Below are 20,948 nucleotides of genomic sequence, written 5' to 3' on the forward strand. Positions count from 1 at the left end.
TCACATCCCTTAGTCGAGTTTTTTCCGAAAGCGCAGCATAGCAAGCATGCAGAATAGAATGGTGAAGCCGGTCAGTGACAGCGTTTCCTGCCATAGTTCTTTCAGTCCGCTGCCTTTAAGGAAAATTCCCCGTAGAATTTCAAGGAAATACGTAAGCGGAACAACGCCGCCAATCCATTGAAGCACAAGCGGCATCGTTTCCCGTGGAAACATAAATCCGGATAATAGAACGCTGGGTAAAATCGTTGCGAAAGCCATCTGCATGGCCTGCAGCTGTGTCCGGGCCACCGTTGAAATAAGAATGCCAATGGCAAGCGTCGTTACGAGAAAAAGAAGGCTCAGAACAATGAGTAAGCCAAAGCTGCCTTTTACCGGAACACCAAACCACAAAATCCCGGTAAGCAGAACAATCATAAAGGAAAAAATCCCAATCCCGATATAAGGAACAAGCTTCCCGACGATAAGTTCGGCAGGGCGGATGGGCGTGACGATAAGTTGCTCCATCGTTCCGCGCTCTTTCTCGCGCACAAGGGCGAAAGCGGTCAAAATAACGGTCACATTCTGCATAATAAGCCCGATCAACGCCGGAATGTTAAAAATAAGGCTTTTCATATTCGGATTGTATAGTACGCGTGTGCTTGCTTGAAGGAGAATTGGAAGCTTACTCATTCCCTGGGCGGCAAGGCTATCTCCCTGCAGTGATATCGCTTTATTCTGTGTAATTAACTGGGCGTTGGAGACAGCCGTGCGGGCGGCATTCGGATCTGAGCCGTCCACAATGACCTGAATAGACGCCTGCGTTCCCGTATCAAGCCGGTAGCTGTAATCACGGGGAATAACGATCGCTACTTTGATCGTCCCCCTATCCATTAAGGTCTGCAAAGAATTATATCCTTCTACATTATACAGGGAATCGAAGTAAAGCGTATTCGTAAACTGGGCGATGAGCTGCCGGCTCTCTTTTGTTTTGGCCTGATCCCATACACCGGTAGGAAGATGATCCACATCGGTATTTACCGCGTAGCCGAAAATGAGCAGCATCATAATCGGCATCAAGAGGGCAATCGCCATGCTGGCCCGGTCTTTTCGGATCTGGAGGGCTTCCTTTCGCACAATCGCCTTAAAGCGGGAGAAGCTGAAATGTGTAACGGAAGAGTTAGCCATGGCTCAGGTCACCTCCGCGCAGCAGGCCATTGTCCCGGGATTCCACCAGTTGAATAAACACATCATCAAGGGTTGCCGCCCCGGATTGCTCTCTTAATTCCTGCGGGCTTCCCGAGGTAAGCAGCTTTCCGAAAAAGATAAAGCTGATTTTGTCACACGTTTCCGCTTCATCCATGTAATGCGTACTGACGAGCACGGTAATTCCTTCTTTCGCCAGGCCATGGATCACTTCCCAGAAGATGCGGCGCGACACCGGATCGACACCTGCCGTCGGCTCATCAAGAATGAGGATTTCCGGTTCGTGCAGCAGAGCACAGGAGAGGGCAAGCCGCTGTTTCCATCCCCCTGAGAGCGAACCGGCGGCCTGCTTTTCCCGGCCCGCTAGCCCCGCCATGGCGATAAGTTCCTCTTTCCGCTCACGGGCTTTTTTGCCCTTTAACCCATAAATACCGGCATAAAAGTCGAGGTTTTCCTTTACTGTCAGCTCTTCATACAGGCTGAATTTTTGGGACATATAGCCGATGTGGTGCTTAATCGTTTCCGACTGTGTCAGGATATCCAACCCAAGCACCTGGCCGGAGCCGGAGGTCGGGGTAAGAATGCCGCTGAGCATCCGAATCACGGTTGATTTTCCGGAGCCGTTCGGACCCAGAAAGCCGGTAATGCTTCCCCTTGGGATGGACAGGGAAACACGATCTACGGCGAGAAGCGAACCGAACCTTTTGGTGAGGTTTTCACAGGAGATGGCCAAAGGTGCCTGGAGCATCATTTTCCACCTGCCTTTACAGGGACAAACGTAATGTCAGCCGGCATTCCAGGCTTGAGCATGCCTAGCCCATCCAGAATATTTACAGTAACGGCAAATACCATCTTTGTTCGTTCGTCGGGTGTTTGTACGTTTTTTGGCGTGAATTCCGCTTCCCTGGCAATGCGGGTAACTTTTCCTTTGAAAGCCCGATTCGGGTACGCATCAACCGTAATGGAAGCCTGCTGCCCCACGCTTACCCCGCCCAATTCGGCTTCAGGGATATACACAACAACTTCAAGGATGCCTTTCCTTAGGAGCGTGTATAAGGTCGCGCCCGGTTTGACAACTTCTCCTTTGTTCACATGCTTTCGCAGAATGACTCCCGCTTCCGGAGAGCGGACCTGTGTCCTAGTTTCCGTTATGGCTGCTTGTTTAAGCCTGCTTTCTGCCTGATCTTTCTGTCCGAGCAGATAACGTACCGTGTAATTCGTTTCCCCTTCCTTAAGCAAATCTAGGTCCGCCTGCGCAGCTTGCCTGGCGGCTATGTTGGAGGATCTCGCGGCTTCATCCGCCGCTATTTCTTCTTTTGCCTGGTTCATTTGCGCGCGAATGGAAGTAGCTTGATTTTTAAAATCATTGACAACGGTTAGGGCCTGATTCACAGCCTCCCGAACCGCATCTGCTTCGGAGGGAGACGCTGCACCCTGTTCCAGGAGGGTTTTCATTTGCTGCAGCCGTTTCTGGTGGTAAGCGAGGGTGCTCTCAGCCCCCTGGGCTCTTGCTTGTAGCTGGGAAAGGTTTGCCTCTAGCAGAGGGAGTTGGGCAGTGGCAGAACGGATTTTTGCCTCCGACTGGGCTACGGTCGCTTCCGATTGATTAACCCTGGCTTGCGCTTCCTTGATTTTCTGCGTACGAGTGCCTGCTCCGGCCTCTTCCAGCTTTGCCTGTGCGCTTTCCACAGCCGCCTTCGCTTCGTTTATTTTTGCTATGTACTCACGGTTGTTAAGCTGCGCAACGGTTTCGTTCGCCTTAACTTCGTGCCCTTCTTCAGCAGCAGCGGTTTTCAACGCCCCGCCAAGCTCGCTTTGAATTAGCATTTCCTTGCCTTCAATCGTACCGGAGTACACAGGTACAGTGCTTTTACCCTGACAGGCGGTAAGAAGTATGGATACGAACAATAACAATACCGATGCTTTTTTCCTCATCGTCATTTCATCCCCTTTATGTAAGTGAGTAATCACTCATTATTAATTTACTTCCTACAGCCCGGGTTGTAAATAGAAAATTTGCAGAATGCACATAATGAAAAAAAGAAGATAAGCCGGATCGTCGATTTGAAAAATTATATACTCGGACAGGTCTTATAATAATCGGAACAAGTGCGCTATACTTATAAGTGCTTACGAAACGATATACAGGATGAGGAGTGTAGCACAAATGAGTAAAAAAATTGCATTCATAGGCATGGGAAACATGGGAGCGCCCATGGCGCTTAATCTTCACAAAGCGGGGTTTGAAGTGACTGTATATAACCGTTCCGCGGAAAAGGTCCTTCCGCTGAAGGAACAGGGATTACATACGGTAGGGTCGCTGCAGGATGCGGTCATGCATAAAGATGTCGTGATTACGATGCTTTCTAACGATGCAGCGGTCAAAGAAGTCATTACAGGTGACGAAGGAATCCTCGATTATATCGAAGCGCCAACCGTGCTCGTCGACATGAGTACGGTTTCTCCCGATACATCAGGGGAACTGGCGGAAACAGCGGCCCAGATGGGAATTACGATGATGGATGCCCCGGTTTCCGGCAGTGTAAACGCAGCCGAAAGTGGAAACCTCGTGATTCTGGCCGGTGGCAAAAAAGAAGTTTTTGAATCTCTCCAGGATATTTTTGAAGTCGTCGGGAAGGCCAGCTATTACTTTGGAAATAATGGAAGCGGCTCGAAAGCGAAGCTCGTCATTAACCTACTGCTGGGAACTACGATGCAAGGAATTTCAGAATCGCTTGTCCTCGCAGAGAAATTCGGCCTCGAGCGGACGACCGTTCTCGATATGATGCAGCAAGCGGCGGTAGCTTCTCCTTTCCTTGGCTTCAAGAGAAATCTCCTGCTTGAGGAACAGTATCCGGCCGCATTCTCCTTAAAGCATATGCACAAAGATTTAGGGCTTATTCTTGGACAGGCAAGAGAAATCGGAAGTGTCCTGCCCGCCACCTCTGCGGCGTACCAGAGCTATTCTGCGGCCATGAACCACAATATGGCGGATATGGATATGGCAGCCGTTTTTGCCGAATTGCTAAGTCAATCCGGGGCAAAAAACTAACAAAAATCATCCTTTGAAAAGGAAGCGCGTATGATGCCGCTTCCTTTTTTCTCGCTTCTGACACATTTTTTTTAAATTATCTATTTACGTATGATAATCAATCTCATATAATTAAGATAACGAATGATAATCACTCTCATGATATATAGACCAAAATACATTAAAGGACAGGGGCGGGGACAATGTTCTTAACAGATATAAAACCGGGGAGCAGGGCAAAAATTACAGATACAACACATGTGACTGAGATGGTGCGCCGCCGTCTGCTTGATTTAGGGATTATGGAGGGCACGGTTATTAGCATTAAACGAATTCTTCCCTTTGGCGGTCCGTTTACATTAGAAGCAAGCGGGCAGTGGATTGGAATCCGCCGTAATGAAGCGAGAATGATTCAGGTGGAATCAGCATGATTAGTGTAGCCCTGGCCGGTAATCCGAACACCGGTAAGACATCTTTGTTTAACATTCTCACAGGTTCTTACGAATATGTAGGAAACTGGACCGGCGTAACCGTCGAGAAGAAAGTTGGGGTTTTGAAAAGCAAGCGAGGGCACTTAATCGATTTGCCTGGTATTTATTCTCTCAATCCGTTGTCCCGTGATGAAGGGGTTGCCACGCAATTCCTTCTGTCAGAGGATTTTTCGGCCATCCTTAATATTGTGGATGCTTCTCAACTGGAGAGAAACTTATACTTAACCGTACAGCTGCTCGAATATGGAAAACCGGTTGTTATCGGGCTTAACATGATGGACGTGGCAGAAAAAAGAGGATACAAAGTAGATGAGGTGAAGCTGACATCGCTGCTTAACGTTCCGATTCTGCCCATCGTTGCCCGCACCGGCACGGGGTGCGACAGGCTGGAAAAAATGCTCGGCTATAGTGGCGAAGACGGAAGGAAAGCAGAGCCGCTTATGATTAACTATGGCTCAGTCCTGGAAGGCGCAGTAAAAACACTGGCCGCTAAAATCCCGGGCACCATCCAGCTGCCAAAACGCTGGCTGGCCCTGCAGTTCTTCGAGGGCAACGCCCTCGTAAAAGAACTCCTTTATTCTCAGATGGACACCGGCTGGCTGGAGCGCCTTCACACTGAAACGGAAGAGAGAATCCGATTCGAAACAAAAATGAAGTCGCTGCATCAGCATATCCGCCAGGTTCGCAGCGGCTTTATTTCAAGTATTGTGAGCGAGGCTTTAATCCGAACGAAAAACATTGAGCATACATTTACAGAACGGGTGGACCAGATTGTCACAAATAAATTTCTTGGCATGCCTGTCTTCCTCTTGTTTATGTATGTAACGTTTAAGCTTACGTTCGACTGGCTCGGTACACCGCTATCCGATATGATTGATGCGTTTTTGACCGGACCGGTGACTGATACGCTGCAAAGTTTGCTCGTAGCATCGGCGCCTCGGCATTTATTAAAGCCGTTGTGCTTGAGGGAATCGTAGCGGGCGTCGGCGGGGTACTCGTTTTCGTTCCCCAAATTTTTATTTTGTTTTTCCTTATTTCCTTTATCGAAGACTCCGGATATATGGCAAGGGTAGCGATGGTCATGGACCGGTTAATGCAGGCGATCGGACTCAACGGAAAAGCGTTTATTCCGATGATTATCGGGTTCGGCTGCAATGTGCCGGGTGTTATGGCGGCCCGGACGGTTGAACAGCCGAAGGAACGGTTGCTCACGATTTTACTTACACCGCTCATGTCATGTTCGGCAAGGCTTCCGGTATACAGCTTATTTGTGGGAGCCTTCTTCGTACATAATGAAGCGCTTATTGTCCTTTCGATGTATGTGCTCGGTATTGCGGTGGCGCTCATTCTCGCTAAAGTTTTTTCCAGCACCATTTTGAAGCAATCGGGCTCCATGTTTTTAATTGAACTTCCTCCTTACCGTTTTCCGCAGGGACGTACGCTTCTAAGAAGCACCTGGGAGAAAGGAAAAGGATTCGTAAGAAAAGCGGGAACCCTCATTTTTGGAGGTTCGGTTGTTATCTGGTTTCTCAGTTATGCGGGGCCAGGCGGGCTTGCTGTGGAAATGAACCAGAGCTTCCTTGCGATAATTGGCGGCGCGCTTGCACCGATTCTTGCACCGATTGGCTTTGGCACATGGCAGGCGGGCGCTGCCCTCCTTACCGGGTTTCTCGCCAAGGAAGTCGTTGTTGCTACGATGAACATCATTTATGCGGTTCCTGACACGGCGTCCTTGCAGGGGCTTCTGTCGCATCACTATACGGCTTTGCAGGCATACAGCTTTATGGCCTTTATCCTGCTGTACGTTCCATGCCTGGCTACGGTAGGGGTAATAAAGAAAGAAACAGGTTCGGCAAAGTGGACGTGGTTCTCCATCGGCTATGCGCTTGTTATTGCCTACTTGATTTCTTTTGTGATTTATCAGGGAGGAAAGCTGCTTGGTCTCGGATAAACCGGATAGAGAGAAGGGGAAAATATGATAGCTAATTTAGCAATCGGCGCGCTTATTTTCGGCTACGCCGGATGGGCACTGTTTCGTTTTGTAAAAAAGAGCAAGCAGGGAAAGTGTGCCAGCTGCTCGATGAACAAGAGCTGCCAGGCCGCCTGCGATCCGATAGAAAACAGTATGACAGTACTGGGAAAATAATAAAAAGTAGTTTTGGATAGAAAATTGAATAGAGTAAGAGTGAGAGGATAAATAGCTTAATATAAAACTATTTATCCTTTTTTTATTTATCATTCTTGTTATGGGACTTACTTATGCGGTTTTAACTATCCTTTGGTTCAATTGAAACTACATTTGGATAGAAAAACTCATTAAGAAATAGGCACCAGAAAAAATTTTAATCATATATAGGTGATATCCGTTCGAATTTGTTGAGGAGGATATCATGAAATCCATGTTACCTAGTGAAAGATATTTCGGCAAGTTAGAACTAGTTTATTCATTTTATGGGACTATGCCTACAGGTGTTAGTGTTTCAGAAACCGGGCGTATTTTCATTTGCTTTCCGAAATGGGGAGACGACGTTAAATTTACGGTGGCGGAAATTGTTGGGGGTCAATTACAACCTTATCCTAGTATAGAAACCAATTTGGTAAACCCATGGAATATCACAATGTCTTTCATCAGTGTCCAAAGTGTAGTTGCTGATGGAAGGGGAACACTTTGGGTATTAGATACTGCGGCACCTAATTTTTCTGAACCTATTAAAGGGGGGGCAAAATTAGTCGCTGTTCATTTAAAAACAAATACAATAAGAAAGGTATATACCTTTACAGAAGATGTTGTCCTGCCAACAACTTATCTGAATGATGTCCGATTTGATTTTCGTGTTGGCAAAGCAGGTTATGCATATATAACGGATTCTTCTCTCAAAGGACCAGGAGCTATTATTGTCGTTGATTTAGAAAATGGAAATGCGTTTAGACGGTTAAATGGAGCAAATTCAACTTCACCCGATCCCTATATGTTACCAAAAGTAGAAGGTAAAATTTTGATGAATCGAAACAAAGATGGCTCCACTTCTCCCTTTAGATTGGCCTCTGATGGTATAGCGATTTCTCCTGATGGGAAAATTTTATTTTTTTGTCCACTAACCAGTCGTCATCTGTACTCGATCTCAACAGAAGCCCTAAGAGACAGAACGATACCAGATATGGATTTACGTTATCATGTGAAGTACTGGGGAGAAAAAGGTGCGTCTGATGGAATGTTCACCGATGCAAAAGGAACGGTTTATGCTGGAGACTATGAAAACAACAGTATTCGAAAGATATTGCCGAATGGCACAATGGAAACCATCGCACATGATCCGAGAATTTTATGGCCGGATACTTTTTCAATTGGTCCGGATCAATACTTATATGTCATTGTGAACCAATTACATCGGCAGGCAAGATTTCATTATGGAAAAGACCTACGACAAAAACCTTATAGTTTACTTCGTATGAAAATTGATGAATTACCTGCTCCTACCTTTTCATAATAAAATATAGTTGATAAATTTTTTTATTAATTCTCCGCCTTAAGGCGGAGCAAAAACCAATCCCGGGTCAGTTTTGCATGCACTGCTTCCAGGCTAAAATAGGGGCAAGACATAAGCAATTGAGCCGCTGATTATCTTTATGGTATAGTTTATCTACCATAGCTTGGCGTGTCCCGGCTATGGCTTGTTTTTTTCTGTATTTGAGGAGGTGGGGAACAGTGAGAGGATCGCGTGTTTTTTCTTGTTTTTTTGGCCTTGTTATTATATTTGCCGGCATCGGTATTTTATTTGATATGTTAGGAATTAAAGATTTCAATCCTGCAGGCCTTTTTTCCGTTTTTATTTATGTATATTGGCTTGAAGCTTTTAAAGAAGGGAAGGCGAATTGGGGGGAGCATTCTTCTTTTTATCGGGGTGTGCGGGTTTTTAGGCTACTGGTTTAACATCGATACGGGGAAAGTCGTAGGTTTTACACTCTCAGCCGCCTTTATTTATATGGGCTATCGCATGATCCGTTCTAAAAACAAAGAAATAGAGGTGCCGCCTCTCCCTGCGCGGGAAGAAGAGCCTGTCTTTCATTCACCGGAGACGGCATTCCACACGTACTCCATGGGCTCGCCGCAAAACAAGCATTCGCTTATCGGCAACCTTTTTCTCACGGGCGGCCGCTGGGATTTGCACGATATGAATATCTGGCATGGTATTGGCGATGTGAAAATTGATCTCTCCCGCGCCCATATTAATGAGGGAGAAACGATCATCATTATTAATGGATGGATCGGTGATATTGATATTTACGTTCCGTACGATTTAGATATATCGCTCACCGCCAGCGTGAATTTTGGTGATATTGATGTTTTCGGAAACAAACAGGGCGGGATTAACCGCAGCATGACATTATCTACCTCCGGATATCGCGAATCCGGCAAGCGCGTCCGTATTGTGGTGAGCCTGCTTATTGGCGATATCGATGTAATTTATCTGTAGAAGGGGGCAGAAGAATGTCAGAATGGAAGCTTGCCAATATTCAATGGCAATTCATGCGGCAGTCTCTCTGGGCCAGTGTTGGCGCAGTGACAGCAGGAGGATTTGTTTTCTTCCTTCTCTGGTACATGACGGCAGATATGGCTTCCCTTCAGGGGTGGCTGCTTCAGCACTGGGGATGGAAAGTCCCGGCGTTTCCCGGCGTCATTTTTGCCGGGATGATGCTGCTCTTTTTCTGGATGGCAGCGCTTATTATAGGGACCACTATCGGATATATTTATGGAAACTTAATGAAAAAACGGATTGAGATTTTGCTGCAATCTGCTATGATGCTCGAACGGGGCAATCTATCTACGCGTGTCCCCTACCTTGGGGAAGATGAAATCGGCCAGCTGGGCAGCCAGCTGAACGAGATGGCAATCCGGTTTCAGCAGCAGGTAGCGTCTTTGCAAAGGCTGTCTGCTCACAATGCGGAATTAACGGAGCAGGTGAAGTACGCGGCCGTTACAGAAGAGCGCCAGCGTCTCGCCCGTGAGCTTCATGATGCGGTAAGCCAGCAATTGTTTGCCATTTCAATGACGATGGCGGCGTTGAAAAGGACGCTCATTCAGAACCCGGAAAAAGCGAGCAGGCAGGTTGAATTGGTGGAGGAGATGGCGGCTGCGGCACAGTCGGAGATGAGGGCGCTGCTTCTGCACCTGCGGCCGACGCACCTTGAAGGAAAAGCGCTCCATGAGGGAGTAGAGGATCTTCTTGTTGAATTGCAAACGAAGCATGCGCTGGAATTTGAATGGGCGATTGATGAAATCCCGCCGCTTCCGAAAGGAATAGAAGATCACCTCTTCCGCATTCTCCAGGAGGCGCTCTCCAATACGCTGCGCCATGCCAAAGCGACCAGGGTGGAAATCCGAATGGCGATGATTAAGAATTACTTCCGCCTTCGAATTACAGATGATGGCATCGGGTTTTCGGAAACGGAGGAGAAGAAATCTTCCTCCTACGGGATGAAGCTTATGAATGAGCGGGTGGCTGAAATTGGCGGCGTCCTTGCCATTTCTTCGGCTCCTGGTACCGGGACGATGGTTGAGGTAACGGTGCCGCTTGTGTGCTAAGTTTGTTCATGTTTGCTGAGGATTTATATAAAGCGAGGGATATTAAGATGAGCGAAACAATAAAAGTGCTGCTGATAGACGACCATGAGATGGTAAGGATGGGCCTTGTTGCTTTTCTGTCAACGGAGGATGAAATTGAAATTGTCGGTGAAGCTGGAAGCGGGGCGGAAGGGTTAAAAATCGCAGAGCAAACGAAACCGGATGTGATCCTGATGGATCTTGTGATGGAAGGGATGGACGGTATTGAGACGACCCGGCGAATGAGAATGATCCACCCGGAGGGGAAGGTCATTGTCCTGACCAGCTTTATTGATGATGAGAAGGTTTACCCCGTCATTGAGGCAGGCGCGTTTAGTTATCTTCTTAAAACAACGAGGGCGCCCGAAATTGCCCAGGCCATCCGGCAGGCGTACCGTGGCCAGCCGGTGCTTGAGGCGCAGGTGGCAGGCAAAATCATGTCCCGGTTTCGCCAGAAGAGTACGGAAACCGTACCGCATGAGCAGTGCACGAACCGGGAGCTTGAAGTTTTGCGCCTCGTGGGGGAAGGGAGATCCAACCAGGAAATTGCGGATGAGCTGTACATAGGAATTAAAACGGTAAAGACGCATGTGAGCAACATTTTGAGCAAGCTCGGAGTGGAAGATCGAACCCAGGCCGCGATTTATGCGCACCGTCATGGGATTTGTAAATAATACACCACGAGAAAGCCCCGCCGCCCTGACTGCTGGATTAATTTTTCCAGTGGTACACGCGGCCGGGGTTTTCTTCGTTCGAACGAGGTTTAATTTGGAATTCCGGAGGGGTAGGCTGAAGGAACTCTGCTGGCTGTCCGTTTAAGATGGTTACCTTTGTGCCGAGTGAGGCCATGCTGTATAGCTCCTCCATCTGGCGGTTGCGAAGCCGAATGCAGCCTTTGGATATAGCTTTACCAATGGATGTTTCATCGTTTGTCCCGTGGATTGCATAGTCTTCGTCACTCAGAACAAGCCCGCGGGTTCCATATACTTTACTCTGGGAGAGAGGGTTGCTGACCTTCAGGACAATCCGGTACGTGCCGACAGGCGTCTTGTTATCTGCACCAAGGCCAATCGGATAGGAGCGTACTGTATAAGAGCCTGATGATAAAACCATGCGAAAGGATGACTGGTAAACCGAAATTTTTAGCGGCTCCAAATCAACATTCGATTCGTCTAAGTCCGCTTTTCTTAATACAGATTTCAAACTGTCCCACGGTCTGGCCGGATTAAAGAGCGCCGGGTTGTATATAACGCCGGTATTCTCGAGCGCCGGACTGCTTCCGCTATGAACGGGCTGCTGAAAAGGGATACGGGACAGGTAATTATGCGGAAATGCTCCGAGCAAATCGGTGGCTCGTGCAGGCAGTTGTTTTTTCTCCAGGAAATAGTGGTAAAGCGCGGTACGCATTACAAGCGTTTTTTCCAGGGCAATGCGCTGCAGCCCAATTTCAAATTTTAACTTCGCTATTTCTTCGGCCGGCTCACACGGGCACTTCTCATTGAAGAAGGTAACAAATCTGCCGTTATCCCGCGCCACATAGCGCAGCATCTTCGGCTGGTAGAACGGAAGCGGAGTGTAAAGCGGCATCGAGGGCAGCTGTGGAACCCCGACAATAATAGGCGCTTTGCTGCCGGACCTTTTTTTCTTCTGGATGTATGTCGTTAATTGTTGTTTTAATTGATCATTTGTTTGGTTTTTCGGCACCGCAATCACTTCATAATAGGGCCGTTTCGCTGCCGGAGGAGCCAGGGCAGTCTGCTGCGGAAAGAATTGAAAGTAAAAAAATACAAGAAATATACTAATGATTTGGACAAAAGTTTTCATTAGCAGGGCTCCTTTTTTAATCAAAAGAAAAAGGTACACAGCTGTCTGGCAATGAATGCCAGAGCTATGTACCTTAAGTATCGGCTATAAATTAGATTTTCATAATACCGCCAGTGCTTGCAGAAGTGACTAACTTAGAATAGCGAGCCAGGTAGCCTGTTTTTACTTTTGGCTCAAAGCCAGCCCAATTTGCTTTCCGCTTCTCCCATTCTTCAGCAGGAACGTCAACGTCCATACGGCGCGCTGCGATATCGATAACAATGTGATCGCCGTCCTGAACAAAGGCAAGCGGTCCACCTTCTGCCGCTTCCGGTGACGCGTGCCCGATGGAAAGGCCGCGGGATGCGCCGGAGAAACGGCCGTCTGTAACGAGCGCTACTTTCGTGCCTAATCCCATACCAACGATTTGTGAAGTAGGTGCCAGCATTTCCGGCATGCCCGGTCCGCCCTTCGGCCCTTCATAGCGAATGACAACGACATGCCCTTCGTGTACTTTGCCGCCTGCGATGCCTTCCAGTGCTTCTTCCTGGGATTCAAATACGATGGCAGGCCCCTCGTGGCGTGTAATGCCGCCCTGGACGCCGCCAGTCTTAATGATCGCCCCTTCAGGTGCAAGGTTGCCGAACAGGACAGCCAGGCCGCCTTTTTCCGTATGCGGACGATCAATCGGAAAAATGACATTATGATCCGTTACGTCGTGCCCTGCAATGTTTTCGCCGAGCGTCTTGCCGGTTACCGTCATGACATCAAGGTGCAGAGCATCCGCTTTTTTGGACAATTCGTTCAGCGCTGCCGATACGCCGCCGGCTGTATGAAGGTCTTCAATATGCCAGTCAGAAGCAGGAGCAAGCTTGGCAAGATGCGGCACCCGCTCGGCTACTTCGTTGATTCGCTCAAGCGGATAATTTATGCCGGCTTCATTTGCAAGAGCCAGTGTATGGAGCACTGTGTTTGTAGAGCCCCCAAGCGCCATGTCAAGCGCGAATGCATTGTCGATCGCTTTCTCTGTTACAATATCCCGCGGCTTGATGTCGAGTTTAATGAGTTCCATCAATTGCGTAGCCGTTCTCTTCGCCAGTTCTTTTCTCTCCGGGTCAATTGCGAGAATCGTACCGTTACCCGGGAGGGCAAGGCCGAGCGCCTCTGCAAGACAGTTCATGGAGTTGGCTGTAAACATACCTGAACAGGAGCCGCATGTCGGGCATCCGTACTGTTCCAGTTCCTGCAGCCCTTTATCGTCGATTTTACCCGCTTGATAAGCGCCTACGCCTTCAAATACAGAAGAGAGCGAAATCTTGCGTCCGTCGCTTGTCCGTCCGGCTGCCATCGGTCCGCCGCTCACGAAGATGGTAGGGATGTTCAGACGCATTGTCGCCATCATCATACCTGGCGTAATTTTGTCACAGTTTGGAATACAAACCATTCCATCGAACCAGTGTGCAGCTACGACAGTTTCTACCGAATCTGCAATAATCTCACGGCTTGGAAGGGAATACCGCATCCCGATATGGCCCATCGCAATCCCGTCATCTACTCCGATCGTGTTAAATTCAAACGGCACGCCGCCCGCCTCACGGATCGCTTCCTTTACAACTTTACCGAATTCTTGAAGATGGACATGCCCTGGAACAATATCGATATATGAGTTACATACAGCAATAAAAGGCTTGTCAAAATCCTCTTCTTTAACCCCTGCTGCACGAAGCAAGCTGCGATGTGGTGCTCGATCAAATCCTTTTTTTATCATGTCACTGCGTAATCCAGCCAAATGAATCTCCTCCATACTTCCCTTATTTTTCAAATATTTAATTAATGATAAGGAATTTTAATTCATTGTACCACTATTTTTACTCCTTGTATATTTGTGAAAATTACTCCTCTTACGAATATAAGTTTATGTATAACATTTAATTGCGAATTCGTTTACAGTAGAAACGGGTAAATGAATAAATTGGGCGAAGGGAAGGTGAAGCTGTGGTTGCCCGGTAATAAGTGGGGAAATACTAGAAGTAGAATAACAAGATGAATAAAGGTAGGGATCGTATGTCAGATCAAAACAACTCCATGCATCGCAATAATCCTGATCAGGAATTCGTGCCGTACATTCCTGCTCATGAGCACCGCCCGGAAATGACCTGGACGGCACTCTTGCTCGGTGGAATTCTGGCTATCCTGTTTGGGGCAGCCAATGCGTATTTGGGACTCATTGTAGGGATGACGGTAAGTGCATCCATTCCCGCGGCTGTCATCTCCATGGCCATTCTTCGCGGCGTACTGAAACGGAACTCCATTCTGGAAAACAATACGGTACAGACGATTACGTCCGTGGGTGAATCGCTTGCCGCCGGCGTTATTTTTACCGTTCCGGCACTCTTTATATGGAAGCTGCATCCAAGCCTGGCGACCATCGGCGTCATCGCGCTCGCAGGCGGTATTCTGGGGATTATTATGATGATTCCGCTGCGGAAGGCGCTCATTGTTAAGGAGCACAACACACTGCCTTACCCGGAAGGAACGGCGTGTGCGGAAGTATTAATTGCAGGGGAAAAGGGCGGTGGCCTGGCCCGCCTGGTTTTCGGCGGCCTCGGCATTGGCGCGCTGTTTAAATTTATTGCCGATGGAATTAAAGCCTTTCCTTCCGAAATTGAATGGCAGATTCCAGGATTTAAGAACGCGGCTGTCGGTATGGATACACTGCCGTCATTGCTCGGGGTAGGCTTTATTATCGGGCCGCGCATTGCAGGGTATATGCTGGCAGGGGCCGTTCTCGGCTGGCTTGGTTTTATCCCGCTAATTAGCTATTTTGGTTCTTTTGCCGGCCACCCGATTTTTCCGGCGGAGGATGTGATTAGTAAGCTTGGCTTCTGGGATATCTGGAGCAATTATTTGCGCTACATTGGAGCGGGTGCTGTTGCTTTTGGAGGAATTGTCAGCCTGTTTAAAGCCATGCCGACCATGCTTTCTTCCTTCTCAATTGCGATGAAAGGTTTTACACAAAGCAGGGGCAACAACAGTAATTTGGCGCCGCTTCGCACAGAGCAGGACATGCCAATGCCGTACATTGTAGGGCTGGTTGTGCTTCTGATCGCCGTTCTTGCGTTTTTCCCGAAAATTCATATCGGCATTCCGGGCGCGCTGCTCGTGATGCTGTTCGGTTTTTTCTTTGTGACCGTTTCATCCCGCATTGTCGGGATTGTCGGCAGTTCGTCCAACCCTGTTTCAGGAATGACGATAGCGGCTCTTATTCTTATTACACTTATTTTAAAACTTATCGGATTCAGCGGCCAAACCGGTATGATTGTTGCTATCACGATCGGTGCGGTCATTTGTATCTCAGCTGCCATGGCCGGCGATACGTCTCAGGACTTGAAAACCGCCTTCCTTGTCGGCGCTACACCGAAGTATCAGCAGTTTGCTTTGATGTACGGCGTATTTATTACGAGTCTAACGATTGGGCTTGTACTGATGCTTCTTGATCAGGCATATGGCTTCGGAACGAAAAACCTGCCGGCTCCGCAGGCGACGCTGATGATGATGGTCGTGGAAGGGATCATGAACGGAAATCTTCCATGGGATCTTATCTTTATTGGTGCTGCTTCTGCTGCCGCCGTTGAATTAATGGGAATCGGATCCCTTCCTTTTGCAGTCGGCCTCTATTTGCCGATTCACCTGAGCACGCCGATTATGCTTGGCGGAATCATTCGTGGCTGGTTGGAGCGGCGTGAGAAAAATGAAGGTGTTCTCAAGCAGAAGCTGGAACGGGGAATTTTGGTTGCTTCCGGTTTTATCGCAGGGGAAGCGCTTATGGGGATTCTTATTGCTATCGCCGTTTCCATTGGGATTACGCTGCCAGAGAACCCGTTCTTCGGCCCTCTCGTATCCCTCGTTTCCTTCCTTGGTGTAGCGGGAATTTTATTCTATACCGCAAACTCAAGAGGAAAGAAAGCACTGTAAGTTTGCAAAACAAAAAGAGCCACCCGCACGGGGGGCTCTTCTTTTACTGAATAAGAAAGTATATCTTGCTTTAAAGTAGTAGAGAAAATGACCGCAAGGTCAAAAACGTTAGAAAAAAGGGAGGGCAGTCCACGCTGACCGGCCTTCCTGACCCAGCGGAACCTCCCAGAGAGCAGAAGAAGCCCGCAATTGTCTCCATCCTCGAACTACCCAGATGTTTTGCGGGATCTGCTCGCAGGGAGGTGGAGCGGACAGTTCTTCCTTCCTTGCGGAAGGGAAAGGCAAGTGGAATGAACTCCCTTTTTCCCTTTTTTATTGGACGATGGTCAAATTACAGTAGCGGGCAAAATATTTTAAGAAAAGCTGATGGAGCGGCACAATTAAATCCATTGCTTCCCTTTCGTAAGTGCCGGAGCGGTTGTATATGCGTACGCGGTCTGCTGAGATTTTGTAATAGGAAGAGGCAAAGCTTGTACTTACTTTTTCAGCCGAATTGCCGAACAGAGGAAGCATAACCGGCTTTGCCGGTACGTCATGAGGAATCATGCTTACAATATCCTCAAATAAAATCTGGTATGTGCAATGGGGGCGTTGAAATATAATTTCTTTGGTGGTCACTTTGCACCCTAAATTTCTGTTTGTATGAGAGAGCAGAAGTGTCCCTTCCGTATCTTTTAGGCGGATAAAATCCTGATTCATGGCTCACATCCTATCCCATTTGTAATAATAGTAAGTCCTATGTTAATGATAGTAATAAACCTGCATTATGTAAAGTGATTGAGTTTTTTTATGAAAAATAAATGTTTATTTTAGAATTATATTGCATTCGTTTTACAGATATGATACATTTTTATATGTCGCTGCTGAATAGTAAAGCGGTTACGGAGAGTTACCCAAGTGGCTATAAGGGGCTCCCCTGCTAAGGGAGTAGACGGGTTAAACCGTGCGAGGGTTCGAATCCCTCACTCTCCGCCATAAACATATGGCGGTGTAGCTCAGCTGGCTAGAGCGTACGGTTCATACCCGTAAGGTCGGGGGTTCGATCCCCTCCGCCGCTACCAGGTTTTTCGTTGTTTTATATGGAGGGATACCGAAGTGGTCATAACGGGGCGGTCTTGAAAACCGTTAGGGTGCAAGCCCACGCGGGTTCGAATCCTGCTCCCTCCGCCATACATACCTTACATTAAGAATAAGCTGCGCCACCGGTTTTCATGCCGGTGGCGTTTTTGTTATGAACCCCAGTTGCCGCCATAGCCGTTCATAAAAAATGGCGAATCTGCAAAACCTATACTTCGAGTCTAAATGATGGCAAGACAGTGGAAGTGGGGCATAGACATGAGGGAGTCGGATAAAAGAGGAATGTTTTGGCGATGGGGCCGCGTCATATACCGGCATCGCTGGATCGTGGTCCTGGTCTCGGTGCTGCTGTTCGCCGGTCTGGGTTTTTTTGCCGAAAAGGTGCCGGAGCTGTTAAAGGATAACGGTTTTTCGCCACGCGGCAGTGAGTCCGATATCGGCTTGACACGCCTGCAGGATCAGCTCGGCATTGCACCGTCGATGGTGAGTCTGGTATATACGAGCGGTACGCTGGATTTGATGGGCCGCAAGGAAACGCAGACCATCCTCGATTCCCTGACCAACCTCAAGAAGCTGCCATATGTCGGAGCGATTAAGGTGAACGACGCCGCACGCCTGGACAAGGGGAAGGGCATTCAATCGGTTCTTATCGAGCTTAATCTTAGCAGGACAAACGCCCTGGATAAATATCCGGAAATCCGGAGCCGGATTCATGCGCCTCAGGGGATGAAAGTGTACGTGGATGGAGGAACGGCAACCCTCTATGATATTCAGAGGGCGACTAAAAAGGACATGGCCAAGTCGGAGATGCTGGGTCTGCCGATTGCCCTTATTGTGCTGCTGCTCATTTTTGGTACGGTGTGGGCAGCCCTCCTTCCTTTGATTGTAGGCGTTATGAGCGTTACTGTAACTCTAGGAATTACTTATTTTATTGCCCGGATTTATTCATTATCGAATTTCTTGCCCAATATGGTTACGATGCTCGGGCTTGCCGTAGGATCGACTATGCTTTATTTATTGTTAGCCGTTTCCGCGAGGAGCTGAAACGGCAGCCGTCGGTGGGTGAAGCGGTGGCGATGACGTGCCAGATGGCGGGCAAGTCTATTTTTTTCTCAGGGTTCGCCGTACTGATCGGCATGCTTGGCATGCTGTTTATTAATTTGCCGGTTATGCGCGCGCTCTGCCTCGGCGGTGTGCTGGTCGTCCTAACTTCGGTAACCATATCTAACACCTTGCTGCTGGCGCTATTAGGCGTGTTCGGCCATAAGATTAACAGTTTTAAGGTATTCCCTGCGTTGCAGCACATGCGGGAAAATTCCACGCTATGGGAGCGGATCGCATCTTTCGTCATGAAACATCCAATCTTTTTTGTCCTGTTGATGAGCGGTGGTTTGATCCTGATGACGATTCCGATCGAAAGTATGAAGCTTGGCGTGCCGACTGCTGAAGTGCTGCCCCCATCTTATGAATCAAGGAAGGGCGATGATTTGCTGAAGCAAACGTACGATGTCCGGGAGGCTAATCCGATCCAAATTATTGTGGAAACGCACGGGACGGTGTGGGAGAGAGCCGCAATCCGGGATATCCAGGCTTATTCAGATAAAATCCGCCATACTTCCGGGGTAAATCAGGTTAGGAGCTTCATTACGGTTCTGGGGAACCATCCGCCAGCTCAAACCGCCGCGCTCCTCGGGCCCAATCGAATGAAACAGCGGTTTGAGGAGCAAAAGCTGGCCAAAGGCCACGCGGCACTGCTCGTTGTCGTTCCACGTTCCGATCCGGAGTCCGCTGAAACCGCCAGCCTGATCCGCCAGCTTCGCCAGATCGATTCGGGTCCGCTGCATGCTTTAGTTACCGGGAGGGCCGCTTACCGGGTCGATATGCTGGAGCGGATTAACAGGGGCTTTCCCGCCATGATCGGATTTGTCATGCTGGTGACGTATGCTGTGCTGCTTTCCGCTTTTCGCTCCGTTCTCCTGCCGATGAAGCTGTGCTGATGAATCTCCTGAGTCTGGGGGCAACCTTAGGCATCGTCGTTACCGTGTTTCAAAAAGGCTGGATGGCAAATATCCTTCATATTACTTCCACAGGGTACGTAAGCATTATCCAGCCGGTTACAATCTTCTGCGTGGTATTCGGCATTTCGATGGATTATGAGGTGTTTTTAATTTCCAGGATTATAGAGGAATATGAAAAGACGGGGGACAACGAGAGGAGTACGGCGGAAGGGCTGAAAAAAACAGGAGGCCTGATTACGAGCGCTGCTTTTATCCTGCTGGTGGTGGTCGGTTCCTTCATTTTTACGGATATTGAGATTACGAAGGCAATCGGTGTTGGTCTTTTCTGTGCTGTTTTTATTAATGCTACGTTCGTCCGTATTCTGTTCGTCCCGGCTCTGATGAAGCTGCTCGGCCGTGCGAACTGGTGGGCACCCCGGTGGCTGGGCGGCAGGTGAGTCGATATCAACCCTCTGCCCGGCGTCCCGATAACAAACAGTCGTAGCTGGGGATGAATCACTAATCATATTAAAATAGTTCTTCTAATCTAATTTGAAACCCCTTCACAACTTGGGATTTCATAACACCCTTTTCTTTCAATGCATCCATTTGCTGATATTGTCCTTCCTCGTCTAAAATATAAACTTGAACAATATTTAGCATCGGATTGATTATCCAGTATTCCTTCACACCATATTGCATATATAAGTTCAATTTAAAAACCAAATCATGCGCCTGGTTGGAAGGGCTTAGAATTTCTACAATAAGGGCAGGAACGCCAACATACTTGTTTTCCATCAATCCACTTTTATCACAAATTACCGATAGATCAGGAATGACAATTTTGTTTCCATCCAGATTTTTATGAGACAATTCTACATCAAATGGAGCATGAAACACTTCACAATCTTTTCCTTCCAAGAAGTTAAACAATTTGGCGTGTAGTCGCCCAGATATCCGTTGATGTTTCGTGGACGGCGAGGGTGACATAAACACAATTCCATCTACGTACTCCAATAAACCGTCTGTAACTTCCCTCTTTTTGTAGAATTCTTCTATGGTTATAAGGTTTTCCCGGGGTAAGTTCACAAGACCACCGTCCCTTTTTGCTTTTTGTATTTGGTAAGCAAAGCAGCATCTTTAAAGATAATTATAATACATTTTTCAATCCGTTTCCCATGTAATCAGGTGTTTTCCGTTTTCCATATGATCAAAAGTAAAGGTCAGTTCGTATTTTCCTTCCTTATCACACGTAACCGTGTACGCATCCTGGTATGTTCCAGGTTTCAATGCTTTCTCCAATACCTTTTTTCCATCAGGGTCCCTAACAGTAATCGTAAACAAGCCTTTTTTGAACTCCATCTCCTGGAGCTGGATGGCGAGAATGGTATTGGGGACGGATGGAATTTCCTTTGTGATTGTTTTGTGGTACGTTTCATAGGTTGCTTTAATCTCACTGTCTGTATTTGTTTCCACTGATTTCGTGCTGTATTCCGCGCAGCCTGAAAGGATAAATAGAAAAAGCGCAAGCAGTAAGGATAAGGTACGGGATGTTTGCATAACAGAATCCATCTCCTTTCTCTATTTGGTAATAGAAAGAACGTGCTCTAGCCATTGCTCCCACTCGTGTTTTGTATTTCCCGGAACACAATGCTTCAAGTGCTCGGGAAAACCTGGAATGTTTTTCTTCATTATACGCCCATTCATGTGACAGTGGAAAATAAATCGATTCAAACCGCTTTTTTCTTCTTTTCTATTAAAACAAACGCGTGTCGTGATAGAATAGATAA

18 protein-coding genes, 3 tRNA genes and 2 pseudogenes are annotated in these 20,948 nt (G+C 47.8%); 15 read left to right on the forward strand and 8 right to left on the reverse strand.

What is annotated here, in order from left to right; translation table 11 throughout:
- Positions 1–9: 9 nt before the first annotated feature.
- Genes MBEAL2_RS22230 through MBEAL2_RS22240 form a run of 3 tightly spaced genes read right to left on the reverse strand, consistent with a single transcriptional unit; the run spans position 10 to position 3,117 of the window.
- Positions 10–1,164, reverse strand: coding sequence for an ABC transporter permease (locus MBEAL2_RS22230; RefSeq protein WP_047154434.1), 1,155 nt, complete (start codon positions 1,162–1,164; stop codon positions 10–12).
- Positions 1,157–1,933, reverse strand: coding sequence for an ABC transporter ATP-binding protein (locus MBEAL2_RS22235; RefSeq protein ID WP_236692979.1), 777 nt, complete (start codon positions 1,931–1,933; stop codon positions 1,157–1,159). Before MBEAL2_RS22235 ends, MBEAL2_RS22230 begins: the two co-directional genes overlap by 8 nt.
- Positions 1,930–3,117, reverse strand: a complete 1,188-nt coding sequence (locus MBEAL2_RS22240; RefSeq protein ID WP_052947916.1) for an HlyD family secretion protein — start codon at positions 3,115–3,117, stop codon at positions 1,930–1,932. The genes MBEAL2_RS22235 and MBEAL2_RS22240 overlap by 4 nt, the downstream gene beginning before the upstream one ends.
- A 232-nt stretch (positions 3,118–3,349) precedes the next feature.
- Here MBEAL2_RS22240 and MBEAL2_RS22245 point away from each other — a divergent pair, with 232 nt between their 5' ends.
- The 8 genes and pseudogenes from MBEAL2_RS22245 to MBEAL2_RS22285 all read left to right on the forward strand — a co-directional run bounded on the left by MBEAL2_RS22245 (position 3,350) and on the right by MBEAL2_RS22285 (position 10,980).
- Entirely contained in the window at positions 3,350–4,234 is an 885-nt protein-coding gene (locus MBEAL2_RS22245; RefSeq protein ID WP_047154436.1) for an NAD(P)-dependent oxidoreductase, read from the forward strand.
- Between the two features lie 182 nt (positions 4,235–4,416).
- The gene (locus MBEAL2_RS22250; protein WP_047154437.1) at positions 4,417–4,644 is read left to right on the forward strand and encodes a FeoA family protein; all 228 of its coding nucleotides are present in this window, start codon (positions 4,417–4,419) and stop codon (positions 4,642–4,644) included.
- Positions 4,641–6,655: pseudogene (gene feoB / locus MBEAL2_RS22255) on the forward strand (ferrous iron transport protein B). Before MBEAL2_RS22250 ends, feoB begins: the two are co-directional and overlap by 4 nt.
- Before the next feature lie 24 nt (positions 6,656–6,679).
- On the forward strand, positions 6,680–6,850 hold the full coding sequence (locus MBEAL2_RS22260; RefSeq protein ID WP_047154438.1) for a FeoB-associated Cys-rich membrane protein: 171 nt from the start codon (positions 6,680–6,682) through the stop codon (positions 6,848–6,850).
- 244 nt (positions 6,851–7,094) lie between these two features.
- Positions 7,095–8,192 carry an L-dopachrome tautomerase-related protein gene (locus MBEAL2_RS22265; RefSeq protein ID WP_047154439.1) on the forward strand — a complete coding sequence of 366 codons (1,098 nt, stop codon included), beginning with the start codon at positions 7,095–7,097 and terminating at the stop codon, positions 8,190–8,192.
- A 318-nt stretch (positions 8,193–8,510) separates the two neighbouring features.
- On the forward strand, positions 8,511–9,179 hold the full coding sequence (liaF, locus tag MBEAL2_RS22275) for a cell wall-active antibiotics response protein LiaF (RefSeq protein ID WP_439644901.1): 669 nt from the start codon (positions 8,511–8,513) through the stop codon (positions 9,177–9,179).
- A 14-nt stretch (positions 9,180–9,193) separates the two neighbouring features.
- Entirely contained in the window at positions 9,194–10,288 is a 1,095-nt protein-coding gene (locus tag MBEAL2_RS22280; protein WP_047154442.1) for a HAMP domain-containing sensor histidine kinase, read from the forward strand.
- Positions 10,289–10,335: 47 nt separating this feature from the next.
- Positions 10,336–10,980, forward strand: coding sequence for a response regulator (locus MBEAL2_RS22285; protein WP_047154461.1), 645 nt, complete (start codon positions 10,336–10,338; stop codon positions 10,978–10,980).
- Between the two features lie 37 nt (positions 10,981–11,017).
- On the opposite strand, the gene MBEAL2_RS22290 is transcribed toward MBEAL2_RS22285, so the two are convergent.
- Complete coding sequence (locus tag MBEAL2_RS22290; protein ID WP_052947917.1) at positions 11,018–12,130, reverse strand: L,D-transpeptidase; 1,113 nt, start codon at positions 12,128–12,130, stop codon at positions 11,018–11,020.
- A gap of 91 nt (positions 12,131–12,221) precedes the next feature.
- Positions 12,222–13,898, reverse strand: a complete 1,677-nt coding sequence (ilvD, locus tag MBEAL2_RS22295; protein WP_047154443.1) for a dihydroxy-acid dehydratase — start codon at positions 13,896–13,898, stop codon at positions 12,222–12,224.
- Between the two features lie 275 nt (positions 13,899–14,173).
- Here ilvD and MBEAL2_RS22300 point away from each other — a divergent pair, with 275 nt between their 5' ends.
- Positions 14,174–16,084, forward strand: a complete 1,911-nt coding sequence (locus tag MBEAL2_RS22300; protein ID WP_047154444.1) for an OPT family oligopeptide transporter — start codon at positions 14,174–14,176, stop codon at positions 16,082–16,084.
- A 312-nt stretch (positions 16,085–16,396) separates the two neighbouring features.
- Here MBEAL2_RS22300 and MBEAL2_RS22305 read toward each other — a convergent pair whose 3' ends face one another.
- Positions 16,397–16,783 carry a hypothetical protein gene (locus MBEAL2_RS22305; RefSeq protein ID WP_047154445.1) on the reverse strand — a complete coding sequence of 129 codons (387 nt, stop codon included), beginning with the start codon at positions 16,781–16,783 and terminating at the stop codon, positions 16,397–16,399.
- Positions 16,784–16,967: 184 nt separating this feature from the next.
- On the opposite strand from MBEAL2_RS22305, the gene MBEAL2_RS22310 reads away from it, so the two are divergent.
- From MBEAL2_RS22310 to MBEAL2_RS33730, 6 genes and pseudogenes are all read left to right on the forward strand, one after another.
- A tRNA-Ser gene (locus MBEAL2_RS22310) sits at positions 16,968–17,059 on the forward strand.
- 9 nt (positions 17,060–17,068) lie between these two features.
- Positions 17,069–17,145: transfer RNA gene (locus tag MBEAL2_RS22315), tRNA-Met, on the forward strand.
- Positions 17,146–17,165: 20 nt separating this feature from the next.
- Positions 17,166–17,254 (forward strand) — tRNA-Ser (locus MBEAL2_RS22320).
- Positions 17,255–17,680: 426 nt separating this feature from the next.
- Positions 17,681–18,465, forward strand: a pseudogene (locus MBEAL2_RS33720) (MMPL family transporter); the annotation flags it as partial.
- Positions 18,466–18,582: 117 nt separating this feature from the next.
- Positions 18,583–19,158, forward strand: coding sequence for an MMPL family transporter (locus MBEAL2_RS33725; protein WP_269082506.1), 576 nt, complete (start codon positions 18,583–18,585; stop codon positions 19,156–19,158).
- The gene (locus tag MBEAL2_RS33730; RefSeq protein WP_269082505.1) at positions 19,158–19,616 is read left to right on the forward strand and encodes an MMPL family transporter; all 459 of its coding nucleotides are present in this window, start codon (positions 19,158–19,160) and stop codon (positions 19,614–19,616) included. Before MBEAL2_RS33725 ends, MBEAL2_RS33730 begins: the two co-directional genes overlap by 1 nt.
- Before the next feature lie 70 nt (positions 19,617–19,686).
- On the opposite strand, the gene MBEAL2_RS22330 is transcribed toward MBEAL2_RS33730, so the two are convergent.
- Together MBEAL2_RS22330 and MBEAL2_RS22335 are read right to left on the reverse strand one after the other, a co-directional pair.
- Entirely contained in the window at positions 19,687–20,247 is a 561-nt protein-coding gene (locus MBEAL2_RS22330; RefSeq protein WP_047154446.1) for a Uma2 family endonuclease, read from the reverse strand.
- Positions 20,248–20,322: 75 nt separating this feature from the next.
- Entirely contained in the window at positions 20,323–20,718 is a 396-nt protein-coding gene (locus MBEAL2_RS22335) for a hypothetical protein (protein ID WP_047154447.1), read from the reverse strand.
- Between the last annotated feature and the right edge of the window lie 230 nt (positions 20,719–20,948).

The organism is Aneurinibacillus tyrosinisolvens, from assembly GCF_001015055.1.
Classification (GTDB): domain Bacteria; phylum Bacillota; class Bacilli; order Aneurinibacillales; family Aneurinibacillaceae; genus Aneurinibacillus_A; species Aneurinibacillus_A tyrosinisolvens.